This window comes from Pseudomonas sp. GM17 (assembly GCF_000282175.2).
Taxonomy (GTDB): Bacteria; Pseudomonadota; Gammaproteobacteria; order Pseudomonadales; family Pseudomonadaceae; genus Aquipseudomonas; species Aquipseudomonas chlororaphis.
In genome coordinates this window covers 2,591,103-2,612,593 of record NZ_CP124732.1, presented here as the reverse complement: position 1 = coordinate 2,612,593, position 21,491 = coordinate 2,591,103, and the positions used below count along the sequence as shown (strand labels likewise).

The following is a 21,491-nucleotide window of genomic DNA, read 5'->3' as shown; positions in this document are numbered from 1 at the left end:
AGTTATGCGGCCTAACGGGTGTTTTCCGGGTGGTCCCACGCCGTCGAGCCTTGATGGAAACGCTGGCTGAAGCGCGAGGAATTGAATATCCGGCGCGCCCAGCCGATCGGTAGCAACACCACAGCGAACATCAACAACGAAAGCAACCTGAGCATGGCCTTGTCTCCTGAATAAAAAGTGAGTGAGCGATCAGTCCAGCGGGATCTCGTTGCGCCAGTCGACCTCTTCGACGAACTCCGGCTGGGTCGTGCGCTCGAGAATGAAGTTGCCCAGTACCAGCACATCCATCTCGGTGCGCATGAAGCAGGCGTAGGCTTCTTCCGGCTTGCACACGATCGGCTCGCCGCGCACGTTGAACGAGGTGTTGACCAGTACCGAGCAGCCGGTGCGCTTCTTGAAACTGCGCAGCAGATGGGTGAACGGCGCGTTGTTTTCTTCGGTCACTGTCTGCACCCGCGCCGACAGATCGACGTGGGTCACCGCCGGCAGCTGCGAACGGATCGAGTTGATGCTGCCCAGGCCACGCTCAGGGCCACCCGGCTTGCGCGACTCCTCGGTCTTGATCGAGTCGGTGACCTGCGAAACCATCAACATGTACGGGCTCTTCTCGCAGATGTCGAAGTAGACCTGGGCGTCCTCGTCCAGCACCGCCGGGGCAAAGGGCCGGAAGGATTCGCGGTACTTGATCTTCAGGTTCATGGTGCGCTGCATCTCGGGATTGCGTGGATCGCCGAGGATCGAGCGCGCGCCCAGGGCTCGCGGGCCAAATTCCATACGCCCCTGGAACCAGCCGACCACGGCGCCGTCGGCCAGGTGCCGCGCGGTTTCGTCATACAGCTCGGCACCCTCGAAGCGCCGGTATGGATACTGGTTGGCGTCGAGAAACGCCTGGATCTCTTCATCGCCAAAGCCCGGCCCCAACAGGCTGCCGCTCATGGCGTCGAGCTTCTTGCTCCCCAGGTGCGGGCGCCCGGTGCGCTTGACCGAATAATCCATGGCCGCCCCCAGGGCACAACCGGCGTCGCCGGCCGCGGGTTGAATCCAGATCGCGTCGAAACGTCCGGAACGGCTGAGCACGCCGTTGGCCACGCAGTTGAGCGCCACGCCACCGGCCAGGCACAGGTTGCGGTAACCGGTCTGCCGCACGGCCGCGGTGGCCAGCCCCAGCACCACTTCCTCGGTCACCTGCTGTACCGAGGCCGCCAGGTCGCATTCGCGCTGGGTGATCGGGCTCTCCGGCTTGCGCACCGGACCGCCGAACAGCTCCTCGAACGCCTCGCCGACCATGCGCTCGCCACGCAGGTACTCGAAGTACTTCATGTTCAGGGTGAAGGAGCCGTCGGCGCGGATGTTGATCAGTTCCTTGCGGATCTTGTCGGCATAGATCGGCCGGCCGTAAGGCGCCAGGCCCATGAGCTTGTACTCGCCGGAGTCGACCTTGAAGCCGCAGTAATAGGTGAACGCCGAGTAGAACAGGCCGACCGAGTGCGGATAGGAAATCGAGTTCATCAGGTCGAGCTTGGAACCGTCGCCCTTCCAGATCGTGGTCGAATGCCATTCGCCGATGCCGTCGATGCACAGCACCGCCGCCTGCTCGAACGGCGACGGGAAAAACGCCGCCGCGGCATGGGAACGGTGGTGCTGCGAGGCGATGGTGAGCGGACCGGTACCACGCCCCAGTTCCTCGAGCTTCTCGTCGATGAACTTGAGCACATTGAGCTTCCAGCGGATCCATTCCGGCATGGTGCTGATGAAGGTGCGCGCGCCGCTGATGCCGCCACTGGCGAAGGAGGAAATCATCCGCGAGAACTTTTCCTGCGGGTCTTCGTAGTAGACCACCGCGGTCAGCTCATCGAGGCCGATACCCTCGGCGTCCAGGCAGTACTTGATGGCATTGGCCGGAAACGCCGCGTCGTGCCGCACCCGCGTGAAGCGCTCTTCCTGGGCCGCCGCCACCGGCACCCCGTCCTTCACCAACGCTGCTGCGCTGTCGTGATAGAACGCCGAAATCCCTAATACGTAAGTAGCCATTTAAACGCTCATCCTCATAGCTTCATGCCAATCCATGGAAATTCCCTGTGTCTGTGCACAGTCCGTCATCCGTGCAACCAACTTGAGACCGGCAGGCTTTTTAATGCCGGAATCAACGACACCACCAACAACACACTCATTGAAATATTGAACAGCCGCAGCCGGTTCGGCTCGCTGAGAAAGCGCCGCAAATAACGTCCGAACAGCACCCAGACCATCGAGCAGGGCGAGCCGAAGAGAAAGAAAATCAAGGCGATCAGCAGGATCTGCGCACTGTAGGAACCGACCGGCGTGGTGTAGGCCAGGACCGCGCCCACCGCCATGATCCAGGCCTTGGGGTTGACCCACTGGAACAGCGCGGCGCCGGTGAAGCCCAGCGGGCGCCCGCCCTGGTCATCGAGATCGACCGTGGGCGCCGTGGCGATCCGATAGGCCAGGTACAGCATGTACAGGGCACCGACCACCTGCAGGATGTCGTGCAGGCTGGGATAACGATGGAATACCGCGCCGGCGCCGAGTCCCACGGCGATCAGCATCAGCGGAAAGCCGATGTTGATGCCCGCAACGTGGCGCAGGGTGCGGCTGATGCCGAAGTTGACCCCGGAGGACATCAGCATCACGTTGTTCGGCCCCGGCGTCACGCAGGTGGAAATCGCGAACAGGATGACAGCGTAGTAGTCCAGATTCTGCATGCCCCAGGCTCCGCTCAACGATAGTCTTCAAGGGTGCCGCGGCGACGAATGTCGACCGACACGCAATGGAAGCCGCCACTGAGGCTGCGGGCATGGCGCATTTTCAGCGGCGCCACATCGATACCGTGTTTTTCCAGGGCGCGAATCAGCGGCACCTGCTGGTCGTTGATCACCGCCAGCGCCGGGTTGACCATGATGAAGTTCATGCCCTGCCAGATCGATGCGCGCGGGTAGGACCAGCAATAGCCGGTGTCGACCATTTCCGGCGCCCAGATGATGTCCCAGTTCTTGAACAGCGCCGGCACCTGGTCCTTGCGGATCCGCTCCGGACACAGCACCACCAGCCCCGGGCGGACCACGGTGATGGTGGTATCCAGGTGCGTGCCGTCGTACACGCCGCTCACCGGGTGCACCCGGTAACGCTCGCCCAGCACCCGCTGCAACCACTGGCAGCCCAATTCGTTGCCGCTGCGGGAAACCAGATAGAGGATGTCCTCGCCGATGCGGATTACGTTGGCGGCGTCGAAGATCGGCTCGTCATTGGCAATGATCGAGCCGTCCTTGGGGTTGATCCGGTAGGTGCTGTCCAGCAGCTGCGGCTTGGGCGCGGAGATCCAGTTGGAGCCGCTGGCAAAGTATTCGGCCAGGTGCCGGCGATAGGCGAACGGTTCCAGGTAACGGCTGCGCAGCGCCATCGGCGCCTCGATGATGGTCTGGCCGATGGGCAGCAGCACATCCCGCGGGCAGTAGTTGTATTCGCCATCGGTTTTCCAGGCTGGGGTGCCGAATACCGCGCGATGATCAGTGACGTCCGGCCGCCGCACTATGACCCCGTGGGAACGCAGAAAGGCGGCAAAGGCGTCCAGGTCCTCGCTGGCCTCCTCGATGACCTGCTGCGGATAGGGGCCGGATGGAATCTCCTCGATGTAATCGTGCTGCTCGCTGTAGTCCAGGGCGAACAGCCCGCGATCAGGTCGCGGCACCTGTGCGCCCTGGGCGACACCGACGATCATTTCTTCCAGCGGATCCCACTCGTTGTGCACATTGACCAGAGACATGGACACTCCTTGATGTTCAGGCCGTTACGCCCACCGGCGCGGCAGGGACAATAGGTTCGTGATGAAACAGCGCCTGGTCCTCGCCCCGCGTCTTGCTCCGGGGCAGCACCGCACCCGCGGAGCCGATACCCAGGCGCCGCAACCAGGACGTCAGGCGGTCCGGCTGCGGTGCCAGGGACTCGTAGCCGACGCGGACCCGCTGCCAGTGCTCTGCCAGCTCCGCCGGCTTCGACGCGGCGACCTGGCGCATGTAAGCGTCGATGGCGTCCACCGCCCAGGCCGAATGCCCGGTGGAGACGTTATCGATGGTGTTGTGCAGGTCGACGAACGCGGTGCTGAAGCCGTAGTGCCTGAGGAAGCGCCGGGCCGAGCGATAGCTGCCGCCCACCCCCGACAGCTCCATCGCCAGGTTCATGCCGAGGATTTCCGGCATGAAGGTCACCGGCAACTTGCCCAGGCACAGCCAGTAGACCGGCAAGCGGAACGACGCCTCGCGCAGCCGCTCATCCTCGGCGAACTCGCGGGCACCGGTGGGCGCCAGCTCCAGCCCCATCTGGCGCAGGCCGTCGCGGTAGATTTTCGGATGGTTCAACGCATAGGAGCCGTTACCCAGCTCATCCCAATAGGTCTGGAACAGCGCGTAACCGACATGGGACGAGGCCAGCGTCAGGTCGGTAAAACCCTGGAGCCAGGCGCCGTCGATCAGGGTCAGCGGCGCCAGTTGCAGGGTGGAGTCGACGATTTCTTCGCGCGACGGCATGGCCGCCGGGTCGCTTTCTTCGAACTCCTGGCCGTGGCGGTCGTGCTTGTCCAGCAACCATTCGCGCAAGACGCCGACATTCCAGGCTTCAGGCAAAGTGCGTTCGGAGCTTTGCAGCGAGCGCCGCGACTGTTCCAGCCAACGGGTCACATAAGCCTGGGCAAAAGCCTGGGTGCGCGGCGCCAGCGCCCTGCCCTGCAAAACGAAATAGGCCTCGCGCAAGCTCTTGGGCCACTGGCCCTGCTCTGCAATGTTCTCGCCCAGCACCTGCCGAACCACTGCATTGCAAGGGGTTGGCGCTGGTGCTTCGGCAGCTTCCGCACGCTGGATCGGGCCGGGCAGACCATCGATCCACTTGCGGATGACGCTCAGGTCAGCCTCGCTGAAAATCCGGAACATGCGCCCGTTCGGCGCGACCAGTGTATTGACCAGCAGGCTCTTCTCGGCATTGCCCGGCACGATCAGGCGGCTGCGCGAAAGCATTTCCAGCAGCGGCACGGGGTCGACCTGGGCCTCACGCAGCCACTGCGCCAGGCTGCGGCCTTCCATCTTGTAATCCTGGTGATAGACCGCGCCGGCCCGGGCCATGCGCTGGATCATCTTGCCCATCAGGCGCTCGGGCGATACCGCGGCCCGGCAGTGCGCCAGCAATCGTTCGTTGAAGGTTTTCAGGGCCGCGAACAACCATTGGGCGCCCGCCTCCAGTTGCAGGCGGCGAAGGCTGCCCTGGCTGGCGACCTGCTTGCAGACCCACAGGGAGACTTCCAGCGCCGAACTGTCGCCCGCGGTTTCATCCAGCTGGTTCAGGTCGAGCCGGCGAACGCCCAGCTGCTGCGCATCCAGCACCGACCACCATGGGCTCAGCCCCAGGGCACGCCAGGCATAATCGATGCCGCACAGGGTGTCGCCAAAGGCATCGCTGCGGCGGCTGACCGCTTGCAGCAATGCAGGTAATTCGAACAGTTCGTCAGGCAGGTCGGGGAGCGTGGAAAGTTCGAACGGCGAAACCGCATAGGCGGTCAGCCCCGACTGTACCAACAGCGATTTGAAGTGATCGGCGCGCGATGCCAGGGGCCGCCCGACGCCCACATCGTGGGCCAGCAGCTCCATGAGCTTGAGCTGCGCGCTATCCTCGAAGACACCGGGGGCACTCATGCCTTGCAACCAGCAGCCCAATACCGAGGCCAGTGGCGCCGAGTGCACCAGCAGCGCCTCGGCGAATTCCCGTTGGTTGCCCAGCTCCGCGGCCTGGCTGGCCAGTTCGCGGTAAGCCCGGGCCTGCTCGTCACGCCAGTGCTCGATCTGTACCCGCAACCCGGCCAGGCCACCCGCACCGGCTTCACCCGGTGCGGCCAGGCCCATCAGTCGCCGAATACTGACATCCCCCAGAAAGCTCTCGGGATTGCTGACTGATCGATAAAACTGGCGCCACATACTGTTTACTTCCCTTCCAGGTTGGAGACCAAGGCAATCCATTGCCGGCCCTCAGTCATCGGCAAGCAATGACGTCGGGTGTCGAGATCAGAACATCGGGTAGATCGAAGAGTCCGGCTTCTTCTTTTTCTTCTTGCCGAACAGGCGTTGGAACAAGCTCTTGATGTAACTCATGGCAGACTCCTTTAAAGAACATCGAGGATGATTTTCGAGACGAAATCGTTCCCCTGGTCGGTGAAGTGAATACGGTCGACGAACAACCACTGTTCAGGCCGCAGGGCCTCGGACAGCAGCGGTGTAATGTTCACGAAACGCACGCCCATCTTCTGTGCGCCTTCGCGCAGGCGGGCGGCATAGGCCTCGCAGACGCTGGGCTGCAGAATGTCGCCATAGACCTCGCTGAAACTGCCGGCGCGATCCAGCTCGGCGAACAGCTGTTCTTCCTCGTCGCACCCCTTTTCCCGGACCCAGCCGGCCAGCGGCTGCAGAATGAAGGTCAGCTTGGCGCCCATGTCGGCCGCCAGTGCGCGCCAGGTATCCAGGTGACGCAGGGTCAGGTCGGCGGCGTAGTCGATCTGCTCTTCCATGGTCGGTGGCGGCTCGGGCGTCGGCTCTTCCTGTTCCTTGCCGAGCAAGGCGCGGAACATGCCGCGCTTGGGGGCCTGAGTCTCCGGACGCATGGCGTCGAAGAACTGATTGCAGTTGAAGAAAGCACCGTGTTCGCCACGGCTGCTGTGTGGCTGGCGGGCCAGCCCCAGGTTGTTGAACCCGGAAAACAGCACGATCTCGTCGACCTTGGGCAGCAAATGACGATAAAGGGTGAAGAGTGTCAGTTCCTGGGTCGAGTTGAAGCTGCGTCCGCCGAAGTTGATCCAGGGTTTGCTGTCCGGATCGTTCTCGGCCAGGCGCGAAGGCAGTGTCCAGGCATCCGAGCTGGCACCGATGCCAAACACGGTCGAGCTGCCGGCCAGCACCCGCACGCTCTTGGCGTGGCGGCTGTTGACCACCGAATACTGTATGCCCAGCAACTCCGAATAGCGGAAGCCCGAGGCATCTGTATTGACCACCTCCGAACGGTGGTCGGTAGGATGGAAATACATCAAATAAGGAAGCCAGCGAACCTCACCACCGTCGGTGAATTTCTGCTCGTACTCAGCCATCTGCGGAGTCAGTTTGATCCTTGCCGTCATTACCCTGCTCTTCCTTGAGAAGTCATCGTCTAAAGTAGCCTGAGGGGGAAGCCCGTAACACGTTGCCCGGGGGGACTCTGAATTGCGCCGCAACTGTATTTAAGAACAACCAGTACAGTGCGATGCGGGCCATCTTCCCAAAGGCAACCACTGTCTTATAGGTACACGACGGATGATTTTTCTCAGTACAGATTGCCTTTTCGCCCTAAAAAATTTTCAAAAAAAGTGAAATCTGTAACTTTTTATACGACAGATGAGTCGCTACAGTCCCCCGCATGACTCGATACCTGAATCTCGCCGAATACATCAGCAGCCGCATTGAGCAGGGGTTATACGGACCGGGGGAGCGTCTGCCTTCGGTGCGGGCCCTGAGCCTCGAGCACGGCGTCAGCCTCACCACCGTGCAACAGGCCTATCGGGTTCTGGAAAGCTCGGGACTGGCTATCCCCAAGCCCAAGTCGGGCTATTTCGTCCCAGCCGGCCGGCGCTTGCCGGAGCTGCCAAAGATGGGACGGCCGTCGTTGCGGCCTGTGGATATCTCCCAGTGGGATCTGGTGCAGGAGCTGATGCGCCAGGAGCAGAACGCCAATGCCATTCAACTGGGTTGCGGCATGCCCGACACCACCGCGCCGACCCTCAAGCCGCTGCTGACCGCCCTGGCGCGGATCAGCCGGCGCAGCGACAGCCCTAGCCTGCAATACAACCACCTGCAAGGTGTGCTGAGCCTGCGCGAGCAGATTGCCCGCCTCGGCGTCGATTCCGGTTGCCGCCTGACGCCCGCGGAAATCGTCGTCACCAGCGGCTGCCAGGAAGCCCTGTCCATCGCCATCCGCGCCCTGTGCGAACCCGGCGACATCGTGGCCATCGCCTCCCCCTGCTTCCACGGCATCATCCAGCTGCTCAAGGCCGCCGGCCTCAAAGCCCTGGAGATTCCCACCGACCCGGTCACCGGTATCAGCCTGGAAGCCATGGAAATGGCCCTGGAACAATGGCCGATCAAGGCCATCCAGCTCACGCCCAATTGCAACAACCCGCTGGGCTACATCATGCCGGACGATCGCAAGCGCGCGATGATCCGCCTGGCCCAGCGCTACGACGTGCCGATCATCGAAGACGATATCTATGGCGACCTGGCGTTCCGCTACCCGCGGCCGCGCACCCTGAAGTCATTCGATGACGACGGGCGCGTGCTGCTGTGCAGTTCGTTCTCGAAAACCCTGGCGCCAGGACTGAGGATCGGCTGGATCGCCCCGGGACGTTACCTGCCGCAAGTGCTGCACATGAAATACGTCGGCTCCGGCACCACCGCTACCCAGCCGCAGCTGGCGGTGGCCGAATTCATTGCCAAGGGGCACTACCTGCCGCACCTGCGGCGGATGCGCAAACAATACCAGCGCCATCGCGACCTGATGACCGAGTGGGTCAGCCGCTATCTGCCGGAAGGCACCCGGGTCAGCAAACCCCAGGGCGGGTTCACCTTGTGGGTGGAGCTGCCAGACGAGTTCGACACCTACACCCTGAACCGGCTGCTAGAAGCCGAGGACATCCAGATCGCCAACGGCAATATCTTTTCCGCGGCCGGCAAGTACCGCAATTGCCTCAGGCTGAACTTTGCCGGCGTGCCCAACCGCAAGATCGAACAGGCGATCAACAAGATCGGCCTGGCGGTCGCGCAACTGCTCCCCGCCTGACCCCCCTCGCACCTGCCCCTCGCCACCGCGGCGAGGGGCAGGTGCGAATCAGGCCCTGGCCGCGCGCCACAGCTTGCCGCCCAGCGACACCACGACCAGTACCGCGGCGCCAGCGATGATGCCGGCCACGGCATTGAGCAGTGTCGGCATGATCAGCGAAAACCCGCCAACCGCCTCGGCCGTGTGCGCGGTGACAGTCTCGATCCAGTGATGCGCCGCCGGCACGCCATGGGTCAGGATGCCGCCACCGACCATGAACATGGCCGCGGTGCCGATCACCGAGAGGCTTTTCATCATGTAGGGCGCCGCGCTCAGGATCGCGCCACCGATGCTTTTCGCCACCTGGCCCGGCTTCTGCGTCAGCCACAGGCCAAGGTCGTCGAGCTTGACGATGCCGCCCACCAGGCCATACACGCCGATGGTCATGACGATGGCGATGCCCGAAAGCACCACCACCTGCTGCATCAACGGCGCGTCGGCGACGGTGCCCAGGGTAATGGCGATGATCTCGGCCGAGAGAATGAAGTCGGTGCGGATCGCGCCCTTGATCTTGGTCTTCTCGAAGGCCACCAGATCGGTGGCCGGGTCCGCCACGGCTTCGATCAGTTGCTGGTGCTCGGCCTGATCCTCGGCCTTGCTGTGGAGAAACTTGTGGGCGAGCTTTTCAAAGCCCTCGAAGCACAGGTAGGCGCCGCCGAGCATCAGCAGCGGTATCACCAGCCAGGGCGCGAAGGCACTGATGGCCAGGGCCGCGGGTACCAGGATCAGCTTGTTCAGGAACGAGCCCTTGGCCACCGCCCAGACCACCGGCAACTCACGCTCGGCGCGCACCCCGGAGACCTGCTGGGCATTGAGCGCGAGGTCGTCCCCCAGCACCCCGGCGGTCTTCTTCGCCGCCATCTTGGTCATCAGCGCCACGTCGTCGAGTACCGCGGCAATATCGTCGATCAGCACCAGCAAACTGCTTCCGGCCATGGATCAGGGTTCCTTGAGGTGATAAATGCTGCGAAGCATAACGCGCAACGAGGGCCGCCGGGGCATTCTTGAGCCTCGCGCAAGGCCGGTGCTACCATGCGCAACCGCCCGAACAGGCAAGGAATCACCTGGTTTATGAGCACCATCCGCGAGCGCAACAAAGAACTGATCCTGCGTGCCGCCAGTGAAGAGTTTGCCGACAAAGGCTTCGCTGCGACCAAAACCAGCGATATCGCGGCCAAGGCAGGATTGCCCAAACCCAACGTCTACTACTACTTCAAATCCAAGGAAAACCTCTACCGCGAGGTCCTGGAAAGCATCATCGAGCCGATCCTCCAGGCTTCGACCCCGTTCAACGCCGACGGCGTGCCCAGTGAAGTGCTGAGCGGCTACATCCGCTCGAAGATCCGCATCTCCCGCGACCTGCCCTTCGCCTCCAAGGTGTTCGCCAGCGAGATCATGCACGGAGCTCCGCACCTGAGCCCGGACCAGGTCGAACAACTCAACGCCCAGGCCAAGCACAACATCGATTGCATCCAGACCTGGATCGATCGTGGCCAGATCGCGCCCATCGACCCGCACCACCTGATGTTCAGCATCTGGGCCGCGACCCAGACCTACGCCGACTTCGACTGGCAGATCTCGGTGGTGACCGGCAAGGCCAAGCTGGACGAGTCCGATTACGAAGCCGCCGCCCAGACCATCATCCGCCTGGTGCTCAAGGGCTGCGAAACGGACAAGTAAGCCAGCCCTTGTAGCCGCTGCCGCAGGCTGCGATAAGACCGAAGGCCTTCAGCGATCTTCAGATCTTGCGCACCCGTTGTGTGCGATCGCAGCCTGCGGCAGCGGCTACACGGCTACAGATCAGGCGCTCACGCCCGCATCCGCCTGCAAGCCCTGCGCCTCGATGGCGCTGATCGCGCATTGCTCGTCGATGTCCGAGGTGTCGCCGCTGATGCCGATCGCCCCCACCACCGCCCCCTGCTGATCACGAATCAATACCCCACCCGGTGCCGGCACCACGCTGCCCTGCCCCAGGCTGTTGAGCGCGGCAATGAACGCCGGCCGCTGCTGCGCATCCAGCGCCAGCAGGCGCGAGCCCTTGCCCAGGGCGATCGCGCCCCAGGCCTTGCCGATGGCGATCTGTGGCCGCAGCAAGCTGGCCCCATCTTCGCGCTGCAAGGTCACCAGATGCCCGCCGGCGTCGAGTACCGCGATGGTCAAGGGTGCTGCGCTGATCTCGCGGCCGAAGGCCAGGGCCTTGCCGGCCAGGCTGACTGCAACGTTCAAGGTTAAAGCGCTCATGGGTGCCGTCCTTATTTTGTTATTGGGAAAAATCTGGGAGTTCCGATAAGAAGATCGATACAACAAATAGAACACAACAAATTTTGTTTTTGTATACAATAATTTTCTCAAATCCCTGCTTCCGACGAAAAGCCGCCTGTTTACCGGCACCGGACGAACGCACCCCAGCGCTAGAGAAAATGGATTGACCTGCGACGTTCGCCGTGAATACACTCTGCGCAAAGCCACTTGTATACAATTACAAAACGTAAGAGGCACAAAACCATGAGCAAAATGAGAGCAATCGAAGCCGCCGTTCTGGTGATGCGCCGTGAAGGGGTCGATACCGCCTTTGGCATCCCGGGTGCCGCCATCAACCCGCTGTACTCCGCCCTGCAAAAGGTCGGTGGCATCGATCACGTCCTCGCTCGCCACGTCGAAGGCGCCTCGCACATGGCCGAGGGTTACACCCGCACCAAGGCCGGCAATATCGGCGTGTGCATCGGTACTTCCGGCCCTGCCGGCACCGACATGGTCACCGGCCTGTACAGCGCCTCGGCCGACTCGATCCCGATTCTCTGCATCACCGGCCAGGCCCCGCGTGCCCGCCTGCACAAGGAAGACTTCCAGGCCGTCGACATCACCAGCATCGTCAAGCCGGTGACCAAGTGGGCGACCACCGTCCTGGAACCCGGCCAAGTGCCCTACGCCTTCCAGAAAGCCTTTTATGAAATGCGCTCCGGCCGCCCCGGCCCGGTGCTGATCGACCTGCCGTTCGATGTGCAGATGGCCGAGATCGAATTCGACATCGACGCCTACCAGCCGCTGCCACTGGCCTTGCCTTCGGCGACCCGGGTCCAGGTCGAAAAGGCCCTGGCCCTGCTGGATCAAGCCGAGCGTCCGCTGCTGGTCGCCGGTGGCGGCATCATCAATGCCGATGCCAGTGAGCTGCTGGTGGAGTTCGCCGAACTGACCGGCATCCCGGTGATCCCAACGCTGATGGGCTGGGGCAGCATCCCCGACGATCACCCGCAGATGGTCGGCATGGTCGGCCTGCAGACCTCCCATCGCTACGGCAACGCCACCCTGCTCAAGTCTGACGTGGTCCTGGGCATCGGCAACCGCTGGGCCAACCGCCACACCGGTTCGGTGGACGTCTACACCGAGGGTCGCAAGTTCATCCACGTGGACATCGAGCCGACCCAGATCGGCCGGGTGTTCACTCCGGACCTGGGCATCGTCTCCGACGCCAGCTCGGCCCTGACCGTATTCATCGAAGTCGCTCGCGAATGGCAGGCCGCCGGCAAGCTGAAGAACCGCAGCGCCTGGCTGCAGGATTGCCAGCAGCGCAAATCGAGCCTGCAACGCAAGACCCACTTCGACAACGTGCCGGTCAAGCCACAGCGCGTGTATGAAGAGATGAACCAGGTATTCGGCAAGGACACCTGCTACGTCAGCACCATCGGCCTGTCGCAGATTGCCGGCGCGCAGTTCCTGCACGTGTACAAGCCACGCCACTGGATCAACTGCGGCCAGGCTGGCCCGCTGGGCTGGACCATTCCGGCGGCGCTGGGGGTGGTCAAGGCCGATCCATCGCGCAAAGTAGTGGCGCTGTCCGGCGACTACGACTTCCAGTTCATGATCGAAGAGCTGGCCGTGGGTGCGCAGTTCAAGCTGCCGTACATCCACGTGGTGGTGAACAACTCCTACCTGGGCCTGATCCGCCAGGCACAGCGCGGTTTCGACATGGACTACTGCGTGCAACTGTCCTTCGACAACCTCAACGCACCGGAACTCAACGGCTATGGCGTGGACCACGTCGCGGTCGCCGAGGGCCTGGGCTGCAAGGCGCTGCGGGTATTCGAGCCGTCGGGCATCCAGCCGGCCCTGCGCCAGGCCCAGGAAATGCTCGAACAGTTCAAGGTGCCGGTGATCGTCGAGATCATCCTGGAGCGTGTCACCAACATCTCCATGGGCACCGAGATCAACGCGGTCAACGAATTCGAAGACCTGGCGCTGGTCGGCAACGACGCCCCGACCGCGATTTCCCTGCTCGACTGACCCCCTCTATGTAGCCGCTGCCGAAGACTGCGCAAGATCTCAGGATCGTCGAAGGCCTTCGGCCTTATCGCAGCCTGCGGCAGCGGCTACAGGGATTGATACCTCTACAGGAGACCACCATGCCGCGTTTTGCCGCCAACCTGTCCATGCTGTTCACCGAACAGGACTTCCTCGCCCGCTTCAAGGCCGCCGCCGAGGCTGGCTTCAGTGGTGTCGAATACCTGTTCCCCTACGAATTCAGCTCCGCCGAGATCAAGGCGCAACTCGACGCCCACGGCCTGACCCAAGTGCTGTTCAACCTTCCCGCGGGCGATTGGGTGAAAGGCGAGCGCGGCATCGCCTGCCTGCCGGACCGGGTCGAAGAGTTCCGCGCCGGGGTCGACCTGGCCATCGCCTACGCCCAGGTGCTGGGCAACACCCAGATCAACTGCCTGGCCGGTATTCGTCCGCAAGGTTTCGACGATGCCACCGTGGAAAAGACCTTCGTCGCCAACCTCAAGTACGCCGCCGAGAAACTCCAGGCCGCGGGCATCAAGCTGGTGATGGAAGCGATCAACACCCGCGACATCCCGGGCTTCTACCTGAACAACACGGCCCAGGCCCTGTCGATTCGCGAACAGGTCGGCAGCAGCAACCTGTACCTGCAATACGACATCTACCACATGCAAATCATGGAGGGCGATCTGGCCCGGACCCTGTCCGGGCACCTGGACGCGATCAACCATGTCCAGCTGGCGGACAACCCGGGGCGTCACGAACCGGGGACCGGCGAGATCAACTACCGCTTCCTGTTCGGGCACCTGGACAAGATCGGCTACCAGGGCTGGGTCGGCTGCGAATACAAGCCGCTGACCACCACCGAAGCGGGCCTGGGCTGGCTCAAGAGCCACAACGCAATCTGATCGGCAACCGCGTCATCGTTTATCGCTGTAGGAGCGAGCTTGCTCGCTCCTACAGAGGGCGTGCTACCTAACAAAAAGAGGATTTTCTCATGGCTAAAATTGGATTCATCGGCACCGGCATCATGGGCCACCCAATGGCTTCCAACCTGCAGAAAGCCGGTCACAGTCTGTTCCTGTCCCAGCACCACGACGCGGCCCCGGCCGACCTGGTCGCCGCCGGCGCAGTCGCCCTGGCCAGCCCCAGGGAAGTGGCCCAGGAAGCCGAGTTCATCATCGTCATGGTCCCGGATACCCCGCAGGTCGACGACGTGCTGTTCCGCGCCGACGGCGTGGCGGCGGGCGTCGGCCCGGGCAAGGTGGTAATCGACATGAGCTCGATCTCGCCGACCGCGACCAAGGCCTTCGCCGCCAGGATCAACGAGAAAGGCGCGCAGTACCTGGATGCCCCGGTATCCGGCGGTGAAGTCGGCGCCAAGGCGGCGACCCTGAGCATCATGGTCGGCGGCGACAGCCAGGCCTTCGAGCGCGCCCTGCCGCTGTTCCAGGCCATGGGCAAGAACATCACCCTGGTCGGCGGCAACGGCGACGGCCAGACCGCCAAGGTGGCGAACCAGATCATCGTCGCCCTGAACATCCAGGCGGTGGCCGAGGCCCTGCTGTTCGCCGCGAAAAACGGCGCCGATCCGGCCAAGGTGCGCGAGGCGCTGATGGGTGGCTTCGCCTCCTCGAAGATCCTCGAGGTGCACGGCGAGCGCATGATCAAGGGCACCTTCGACCCGGGCTTCCGTATCAGCCTGCACCAGAAGGACCTGAACCTGGCCCTGCAAGGCGCCAAGGAGCTGAACATCAACCTGCCGAACACCGCCAACGCCCAGCAAGTGTTCAGCACCTGCGCGGCCATCGGCGGCAGCAACTGGGACCACTCGGCGCTGATCAAGGGCCTGGAACACATGGCCAACTTCTCGATCCGCGACCAGTAAGAGAACGCCAGGAAATCCCCTGTAGCTGCTGCGCAGCAGGCGTGCACTTGCACATCGCAGGAAGGTTCTTCGAACCTTATCGCAGCCTTCGGCAGCGGCTACAGGCTGCGTTACAGCCACACCTCGAATAACAAGAAATCCGGGAGCCCGCCATGTCGGTCGATCCGCAACAATTCCTCCGTGAGCTGTTCGCCACAGCCATCGACGCCGCCCACCCGCAGCACGTCCTCGAAGCCCATTTGCCCAGCGACCGCAGCGGCCGGGTGATCGTCATCGGTGCCGGCAAGGCCGCCGCGGCCATGGCCCAGGTGGTCGAACGCTGCTGGTTGGGTGAAGTCAGCGGGCTGGTCGTCACCCGCTACGGCCACGGCGCCCCCTGCGAAAAAATCGAAGTGGTCGAAGCCGCCCATCCGGTACCCGATGCCGCCGGCCTGGCCGTGGCCAAGCGCGTGCTGGAGCTGGTCAGCGACCTGTCGGAACAGGACCGGGTGATCTTCCTCCTGTCCGGCGGCGGTTCCGCCCTGCTGGCCCTGCCCGCCGCGGGCATCAGCCTGGCGGACAAGCAGTCGATCAACAAAGCCCTGCTCAAGTCCGGCGCCACCATCGGCGAGATGAACTGCGTGCGCAAACACCTCTCGGCGATCAAGGGCGGCCGCCTGGCCAAGGCCTGCTGGCCGGCCACCGTCTACACCTACGCGATTTCCGATGTACCGGGCGACCTGGCCACGGTCATCGCTTCCGGCCCCACCGTGGCCGACCCCAGCACCTCGGCCGAGGCCCTGGCGATCCTCAAGCGCTATGCCATCGAGGTCCCGGCGGCGGTGCGCACCTGGCTGCAAAGCCCGGAGTCGGAAACCGTCAAGCCCGGCGACCCGAGCCTGGCCCGCAGTCACTTCCAGCTGATCGCCCGGCCGCAGCAGTCGCTGGAGGCCGCCGCGGTGAAAGCCCGCCAGGCCGGCTTCAGCCCGCTGATCCTCGGCGACCTGGAAGGCGAATCCCGCGAGGTGGCCAAGGTCCACGCCGGCATCGCCCGCCAGGTGGTGCTGCATGGCCAGCCGCTGGCGGCGCCCTGCGTGATCCTCTCCGGCGGCGAAACCACGGTCACCGTGCGCGGCAATGGCCGCGGCGGGCGTAATGCCGAGTTCCTCCTGAGCCTCACCGACAGCCTCAAGGGCCTGCCCGGCGTCTACGCCCTGGCGGGCGATACCGACGGCATCGACGGCTCCGAAGACAACGCTGGCGCGATCATGGCCCCGGACAGCCATGCCCGCGCCGCCGCCCTGGGCCTGAGTGCCAGCGACGAGCTGGACAACAACAACGGCTATGGCTATTTCGCGGCCCTGGATGGGTTGATCGTCACCGAGCCGACCCGCACCAACGTCAACGACTTCCGCGCCATCCTGATCCTCGAGAGCCCAAAACATGACGCCTGACAAAAAGGTCAAAATCCTCGCCACCCTCGGCCCGGCCATCGACGGCATCGACGATATCCGCGAGCTGGTGCAGGCCGGGGTGAATATCTTTCGCCTCAACTTCAGCCACGGCGACCACGCCGATCACGCCCAGCGTTACCAGTGGATCCGCGAAGTCGAAAAGCAGCTGAACTACCCGCTGGGCATCCTCATGGACCTGCAAGGCCCGAAACTGCGGGTCGCCACGTTCGCCGAAGGCAAGGTCCAGCTGCACCGCGGCCAGGCCCTGCGCCTGGACCTGGACAGCACCCCGGGCGACCAGCGCCGGGTCAACCTGCCCCACCCGGAAATTCTCAAAGCCCTGGAGCCGGGCATGGACCTTCTGCTGGACGATGGCAAGCTGCGCCTGCGGGTCACCGCCAAACACGCCGACGCCATCGACACCACGGTGCTCAACGGCGGCGAGCTGTCGGACCGCAAGGGCGTCAACGTCCCACAGGCGCTGCTCGACCTCAGCCCGCTGACCGCCAAGGATCGTCGCGACCTGGAATTCGGCCTGGAACTGGGGGTGGACTGGGTCGCCCTGTCGTTCGTGCAGCGCCCCGAGGATATCCGCGAAGCCCGCGCGCTGATCGGCGACAAAGCGTTCCTGATGGCCAAGATCGAGAAACCCTCGGCGGTCACCCAACTGCGCGAGATCGCCGAACTGAGCGACGCGATCATGGTGGCCCGTGGCGACCTGGGTGTCGAAGTGCCGGCCGAAAGCGTGCCGCAGATCCAGAAGAACATCATCGGCACCTGCCGCCAGCTGGGTAAACCGGTGGTGGTGGCCACGCAGATGCTCGAATCCATGCGCTTCTCCCCTGCCCCGACCCGGGCCGAGGTCACGGATGTGGCCAACGCGGTGGCCGAAGGCGCCGACGCGGTGATGCTCTCGGCGGAAACCGCCTCCGGCGAATACCCACTGGAAGCGGTGCAGATGATGAGCAAGATCATCCGCCAGGTGGAAAGCGGCCCGGACTACCAGGCCCAGCTCGACGTCAGCCGGCCCCAGGCCGAAGCCACGGTGTCCGATGCCATCAGCTGCGCGATCCGCCGTATCAGCAGCATCCTGCCGGTGGCGGTGCTGGTGAACTACAGCGAGTCCGGCAGCTCCAGCCTGCGCGCGGCCCGGGAACGGCCGACGGTGCCGATCCTCAACCTGACGCCGAACTTGTCCACCGCGCGGCGCCTGACGGTGGCCTGGGGTGTGCACTCGGTGGTCAACGACCGCCTGCGTCAGGTCGACGAGGTCTGCTCCACCGCCCTGGAAATCGCCCAGGCGCAAGGCATGGCCAAACGCGGCGACACGCTGTTGATCACCGCCGGCGTGCCGTTCGGCCAGCCGGGCTCGACCAACTCGCTGCGCATCGAAACCCTGATCTGAGCATGTAGCCGCTGCCGAGCCTGCGAGGCTGCGCTCGAAAACGCAGTCTTCGCCAGGCCCGAGCACTGGACTTGCCTGTGGAACACGGCATTGCCTGATTGACGGCCGCTACGCGCCCGATCGCAGCCTCGCTGTGCTCGGCAGCGGCTACAAGAGCCCACCTCATGCCTTCAGAACACTTCAATGCGCACTGCCCCGACTGGGCCACCGCCCTGCTCAACGGCTTCAGCCAGATCTTCCTCCAGCGCCATCCGCTGTGCGGCCTGCTGTGCATGCTGGCCATCCTGCTGAGCGCTCCGGCGTTGCTCGGTGGCGCGCTGCTGGGTGGCGTGGCCGGGCTGCTCACCGCGCAGCGCCGGGGCTATGCCAAGGCCGACCGGCAAGCCGGGCTGTTCAGCTACAACGGGGTCTTGCTCGGCCTGCTCCTGAGCCTGCGCTTCGACTGGTCGGTGCTGCTGCCACCGCTGATCATCGCCTGCGGCGGCGTCAGTGCGATCCTCACCCGGCAATGGCTCAAACGCGCCCGCGATCAATACTGCCTACCAGCCTACACCGCGCCCTTCGTCGGCCTCGGCTGGCTGCTGCTGGGCCTGGCCGCGCCGCTGCCCGCCAGTGCCGCCGCGCCCTGGGTCGAGCCCGATGCGCTGGCGCTGCTGCAGGCACTGATCCAGGGGCTCGGCCAGGTGATGTTCCTCGAACATCCGCTGGCCGGGGTGCTGATTGCCCTGGGGTTGCTGCTGGCTGATCACCGGGCGGCTGCCTGGGCGCTGTTCGGTTCAGCGGTGGGCCTGGGCTTCGCCCTGCTGCAACAGGACCACGCCGGCGCCCTGCCGGGCCTTGGCGGCTACAACTGTGCCCTGGTCGCCCTGGCCCTGAGCCAGGACCGCCGCCGATCCTGGTTGGCCCTGCCGGGAATGCTCCTGGCGCTGCTGCTCGCCCCGGGCTTCGCCGCGCTGGGCCTGCCCGTGCTCACCGCACCCTTTATCCTCGCCTGCTGGCTGGTTCGCGCCGCGCTGCGGGTGCTGCGCCAGGCCGCCGTGGACAGCACGCCTTGCGCTACCGGGGCCAATCCCCCTAGGCTTCGCTGACCTTCGATTCAGGCGAACAACATGGACAGCAACACGGACAACAACCGACACTGGCGCGAGCGTCTCTACGTCATGATTTTCCAGACCGACACCGTGGCCGGTCGACGCTTCGACAGCACCCTGTTGCTGATCATCCTCGCCAGCCTGGTGATCGTGATCCTCGACAGCATCGACGAGGTGCATCAGAACTACGCCAATGTGCTGGCCTATATCGAATGGGGTTTTACCCTGATCTTCGCCATCGAATACGGCCTGCGCCTGTATTGCTCGCCCAAGCCGTTGCGCTACGCCTTCAGTTTCTACGGCTTGGTGGACCTGCTGGCCATCGTGCCGGGGATCCTCGCCCTGTATTACAGCGACGCCCAGTACCTGCTGATCATCCGGGTGATCCGCATGCTGCGCATCTTCCGCGTGCTCAAGCTCAGCCCGTATCTCAAGCAGGCCAACTACCTGATGTCGGCGCTGCGCGGCAGCAAGCAGAAAATCATCGTGTTCCTGCTCAGCGTATCGACCCTGGTCACGGTGTTCGGCACCCTGATGTATGTGGTCGAGGGGCCGGAGCACGGGTTCACCAGCATCCCCAAGGGCATCTACTGGGCCATCGTCACCCTGACCACCGTGGGTTTTGGCGACATCGTGCCGAAGACGCCACTGGGCCAGGTGATTTCATCGATGGTGATGATCACCGGTTACTCGATCATCGCCGTGCCCACCGGGATCTTCACCGCGGAACTGGCCAATGCCCTGCGCGGCGAACAGCTCAAGCACGACTGCCCGGTGTGCAGGAAGAACGACCATGAGCACGGCGCCGCGTTCTGCTCGCGGTGTGGCAACGCGCTGTTCCCGAAAGTGGTCCAGGAAAACTGAATAAGCAAAGCACTTTTTAATCTTTAAAGAGATATACCGCCCCGGCTATAGTCGGCGGCAAATTGCCTTCACTCTCTAATAAAAGGAATGTGCAGTGAAAAAACTCGTTAGCGCCTCTCTCCTGGCCGCCGGCCTGGCACTGGGCAGCGCCGCCCAGGCCGCTCCGACCCTGCTCAACGTTTCCTATGACGTGATGCGAGACTTCTACAAGGACTACAACACTGCCTTCCAGAAGCACTGGCAGGCCGAGCACAACGAGAACATCACCCTGCAGATGTCCTTCGGCGGTTCCAGCAAACAGGCGCGCTCGGTGATCGACGGCCTGCCGGCCGACGTCATCACCATGAACATGGCCACCGACATCAACGCCCTGGCGGACAATGGCAAGCTGGTGCCGGACAACTGGGTGACCCGCCTGCCGAACAACAGCGCGCCCTTCACCTCGGCCACCGTGTTCATCGTGCGCAAGGGCAACCCCAAGGCCCTGAAAGACTGGCCGGACCTGCTCAAGGATGGCGTGCAAGTGATAGTGCCGAACCCGAAGACCTCGGGTAACGGCCGCTACACCTACCTGTCGGCCTGGGGTTATGTGCTGAAGAACGGCGGCGACGAGAACAAGGCCAAGGACTTCGTCGGCAAGCTGTTCAAGCAGGCACCGGTGCTCGACACCGGCGGCCGCGCCGCGACGACCACCTTCATGACCAACCAGATCGGCGACGTGCTGGTGACCTTCGAGAACGAAGCGGAAATGATCGCCCGCGAATTCGGCCGCGATCAGTTCGAAGTCATCTACCCAAGCGTCTCCGCCGAAGCCGAGCCACCGGTGTCGGTGGTCGACAAAGTGGTCGACAAGAAAGGCTCGCGCGCCGCGGCCGAGGAGTACCTGAAGTACCTGTGGTCGCCGGAAGGCCAGGAAATCGCCGCCAACAACTACCTGCGCCCACGGGACCCGAAAGTCCTGGCCAAGTACACCGACCGTTTCCCGAAAGTCGACTTCCTCTCGGTGGAGAAAACCTTTGGCGACTGGCGCACCGTGCAGAAGACCCACTTCAACGATGGCGGGGTCTTCGACCAGATCTACGGCGGCAAATAACGCCCCCGGCCCATGAAAAAAGCGACCCTCGGGTCGCTTTTTTATTGCTCGCGCCTAAAGCCCGGCGGCTACATCGACCAGGGCGGCGCCCCGAACCTCGTGCAGCTCAGGCAACATCGCCTCCGCCTCGATCTCGATCAGCCACTCGGGCAAGGACAGGCCGCTGACGATGATCCACGAGGACGCCGGTGGCTGCTGGGGGAAACGCTGCAACAGCACCTGGCTGATCTGTTCCTGCTGGTCGCGGGCTGCCTCGGCGATGTAGATCCGCAGCATGACCACGTGGCTCAGGTCGCCGCCCGCCGCCGCCAGGACCCGGGCGATATTGTCGAAGCTCTGCTCGGTCTGCTCGCGCAGCCCCGGGCCGACGCAGACCTCGCGCTCATCGACACCCACCTGGCCGGACAGCAGCAGGCGCCGCCCACCGCGCACCTCCACGGCCTGGCTGAAACCGTACTGCAGGGAATTGAAGACACTGGGCGGATTGAAGACTGATGTGTGCATGGGACCTCCGCTGCGATAGACGACCGCAAACCCTAAACCAAGC

At 63.7% G+C, this 21,491-nt stretch carries 19 protein-coding genes; 10 read left to right on the top strand and 9 right to left on the bottom strand.

Going from position 1 to position 21,491, the window contains the following annotated elements; genetic code table 11:
• Positions 1-11: 11 nt before the first annotated feature.
• The 6 genes from PMI20_RS11765 to PMI20_RS11740 all read right to left on the bottom strand — a co-directional run bounded on the left by PMI20_RS11765 (position 12) and on the right by PMI20_RS11740 (position 7,165).
• A complete protein-coding gene (locus PMI20_RS11765) occupies positions 12-155 on the bottom strand; it encodes a hypothetical protein (RefSeq protein ID WP_007931463.1) in 144 nt (47 codons plus the stop codon).
• Between the two features lie 34 nt (positions 156-189).
• Complete coding sequence (locus tag PMI20_RS11760) at positions 190-2,031, bottom strand: carbamoyltransferase family protein (RefSeq protein ID WP_007931462.1); 1,842 nt, start codon at positions 2,029-2,031, stop codon at positions 190-192.
• Positions 2,032-2,096: 65 nt separating this feature from the next.
• A complete protein-coding gene (locus tag PMI20_RS11755; protein ID WP_007931461.1) occupies positions 2,097-2,723 on the bottom strand; it encodes a LysE family translocator in 627 nt (208 codons plus the stop codon).
• Positions 2,724-2,737: 14 nt separating this feature from the next.
• Complete coding sequence (locus PMI20_RS11750) at positions 2,738-3,781, bottom strand: inosamine-phosphate amidinotransferase (protein WP_007931460.1); 1,044 nt, start codon at positions 3,779-3,781, stop codon at positions 2,738-2,740.
• Between the two features lie 16 nt (positions 3,782-3,797).
• Positions 3,798-5,975: an iron-containing redox enzyme family protein gene (locus PMI20_RS11745; RefSeq protein ID WP_007931459.1), complete on the bottom strand. Its 2,178-nt coding sequence runs from the start codon at positions 5,973-5,975 to the stop codon at positions 3,798-3,800.
• Between the two features lie 185 nt (positions 5,976-6,160).
• Positions 6,161-7,165: an SGNH/GDSL hydrolase family protein gene (locus tag PMI20_RS11740; protein WP_007931458.1), complete on the bottom strand. Its 1,005-nt coding sequence runs from the start codon at positions 7,163-7,165 to the stop codon at positions 6,161-6,163.
• Between the two features lie 275 nt (positions 7,166-7,440).
• On the opposite strand from PMI20_RS11740, the gene PMI20_RS11735 reads away from it, so the two are divergent.
• Positions 7,441-8,856, top strand: coding sequence for an aminotransferase-like domain-containing protein (locus PMI20_RS11735; RefSeq protein ID WP_007931457.1), 1,416 nt, complete (start codon positions 7,441-7,443; stop codon positions 8,854-8,856).
• Between the two features lie 48 nt (positions 8,857-8,904).
• Here the strand turns inward: PMI20_RS11735 and PMI20_RS11730 are convergent, their stop codons facing one another.
• Positions 8,905-9,831, bottom strand: coding sequence for a DUF808 domain-containing protein (locus tag PMI20_RS11730; protein ID WP_007931455.1), 927 nt, complete (start codon positions 9,829-9,831; stop codon positions 8,905-8,907).
• Between the two features lie 135 nt (positions 9,832-9,966).
• On the opposite strand from PMI20_RS11730, the gene PMI20_RS11725 reads away from it, so the two are divergent.
• A complete protein-coding gene (locus PMI20_RS11725; RefSeq protein WP_007931453.1) occupies positions 9,967-10,575 on the top strand; it encodes a TetR/AcrR family transcriptional regulator in 609 nt (202 codons plus the stop codon).
• 120 nt (positions 10,576-10,695) lie between these two features.
• On the opposite strand, the gene PMI20_RS11720 is transcribed toward PMI20_RS11725, so the two are convergent.
• Complete coding sequence (locus tag PMI20_RS11720) at positions 10,696-11,136, bottom strand: GlcG/HbpS family heme-binding protein (RefSeq protein ID WP_007922100.1); 441 nt, start codon at positions 11,134-11,136, stop codon at positions 10,696-10,698.
• A gap of 264 nt (positions 11,137-11,400) precedes the next feature.
• Here PMI20_RS11720 and gcl point away from each other — a divergent pair, with 264 nt between their 5' ends.
• The 8 genes from gcl to PMI20_RS11680 all read left to right on the top strand — a co-directional run bounded on the left by gcl (position 11,401) and on the right by PMI20_RS11680 (position 20,944).
• Complete coding sequence (gene gcl / locus PMI20_RS11715; protein WP_007922098.1) at positions 11,401-13,176, top strand: glyoxylate carboligase; 1,776 nt, start codon at positions 11,401-11,403, stop codon at positions 13,174-13,176.
• A 119-nt stretch (positions 13,177-13,295) separates the two neighbouring features.
• A complete protein-coding gene (gene hyi / locus PMI20_RS11710; RefSeq protein WP_007922097.1) occupies positions 13,296-14,078 on the top strand; it encodes a hydroxypyruvate isomerase in 783 nt (260 codons plus the stop codon).
• An 89-nt stretch (positions 14,079-14,167) separates the two neighbouring features.
• On the top strand, positions 14,168-15,058 hold the full coding sequence (locus tag PMI20_RS11705; protein WP_007922096.1) for a 2-hydroxy-3-oxopropionate reductase: 891 nt from the start codon (positions 14,168-14,170) through the stop codon (positions 15,056-15,058).
• A 152-nt stretch (positions 15,059-15,210) separates the two neighbouring features.
• Positions 15,211-16,491: a glycerate kinase type-2 family protein gene (locus PMI20_RS11700; RefSeq protein ID WP_007922094.1), complete on the top strand. Its 1,281-nt coding sequence runs from the start codon at positions 15,211-15,213 to the stop codon at positions 16,489-16,491.
• Positions 16,481-17,896, top strand: coding sequence for a pyruvate kinase (gene pyk, locus PMI20_RS11695; RefSeq protein WP_007922084.1), 1,416 nt, complete (start codon positions 16,481-16,483; stop codon positions 17,894-17,896). Before PMI20_RS11700 ends, pyk begins: the two co-directional genes overlap by 11 nt.
• A 164-nt stretch (positions 17,897-18,060) precedes the next feature.
• A complete protein-coding gene (locus tag PMI20_RS11690; RefSeq protein WP_007922077.1) occupies positions 18,061-18,984 on the top strand; it encodes an urea transporter in 924 nt (307 codons plus the stop codon).
• 21 nt (positions 18,985-19,005) lie between these two features.
• On the top strand, positions 19,006-19,851 hold the full coding sequence (locus tag PMI20_RS11685; protein WP_007922076.1) for an ion transporter: 846 nt from the start codon (positions 19,006-19,008) through the stop codon (positions 19,849-19,851).
• A gap of 94 nt (positions 19,852-19,945) precedes the next feature.
• On the top strand, positions 19,946-20,944 hold the full coding sequence (locus PMI20_RS11680; RefSeq protein WP_007922075.1) for a sulfate ABC transporter substrate-binding protein: 999 nt from the start codon (positions 19,946-19,948) through the stop codon (positions 20,942-20,944).
• A 54-nt stretch (positions 20,945-20,998) separates the two neighbouring features.
• Here PMI20_RS11680 and PMI20_RS11675 read toward each other — a convergent pair whose 3' ends face one another.
• Entirely contained in the window at positions 20,999-21,448 is a 450-nt protein-coding gene (locus PMI20_RS11675) for a RidA family protein (protein ID WP_007922073.1), read from the bottom strand.
• Between the last annotated feature and the right edge of the window lie 43 nt (positions 21,449-21,491).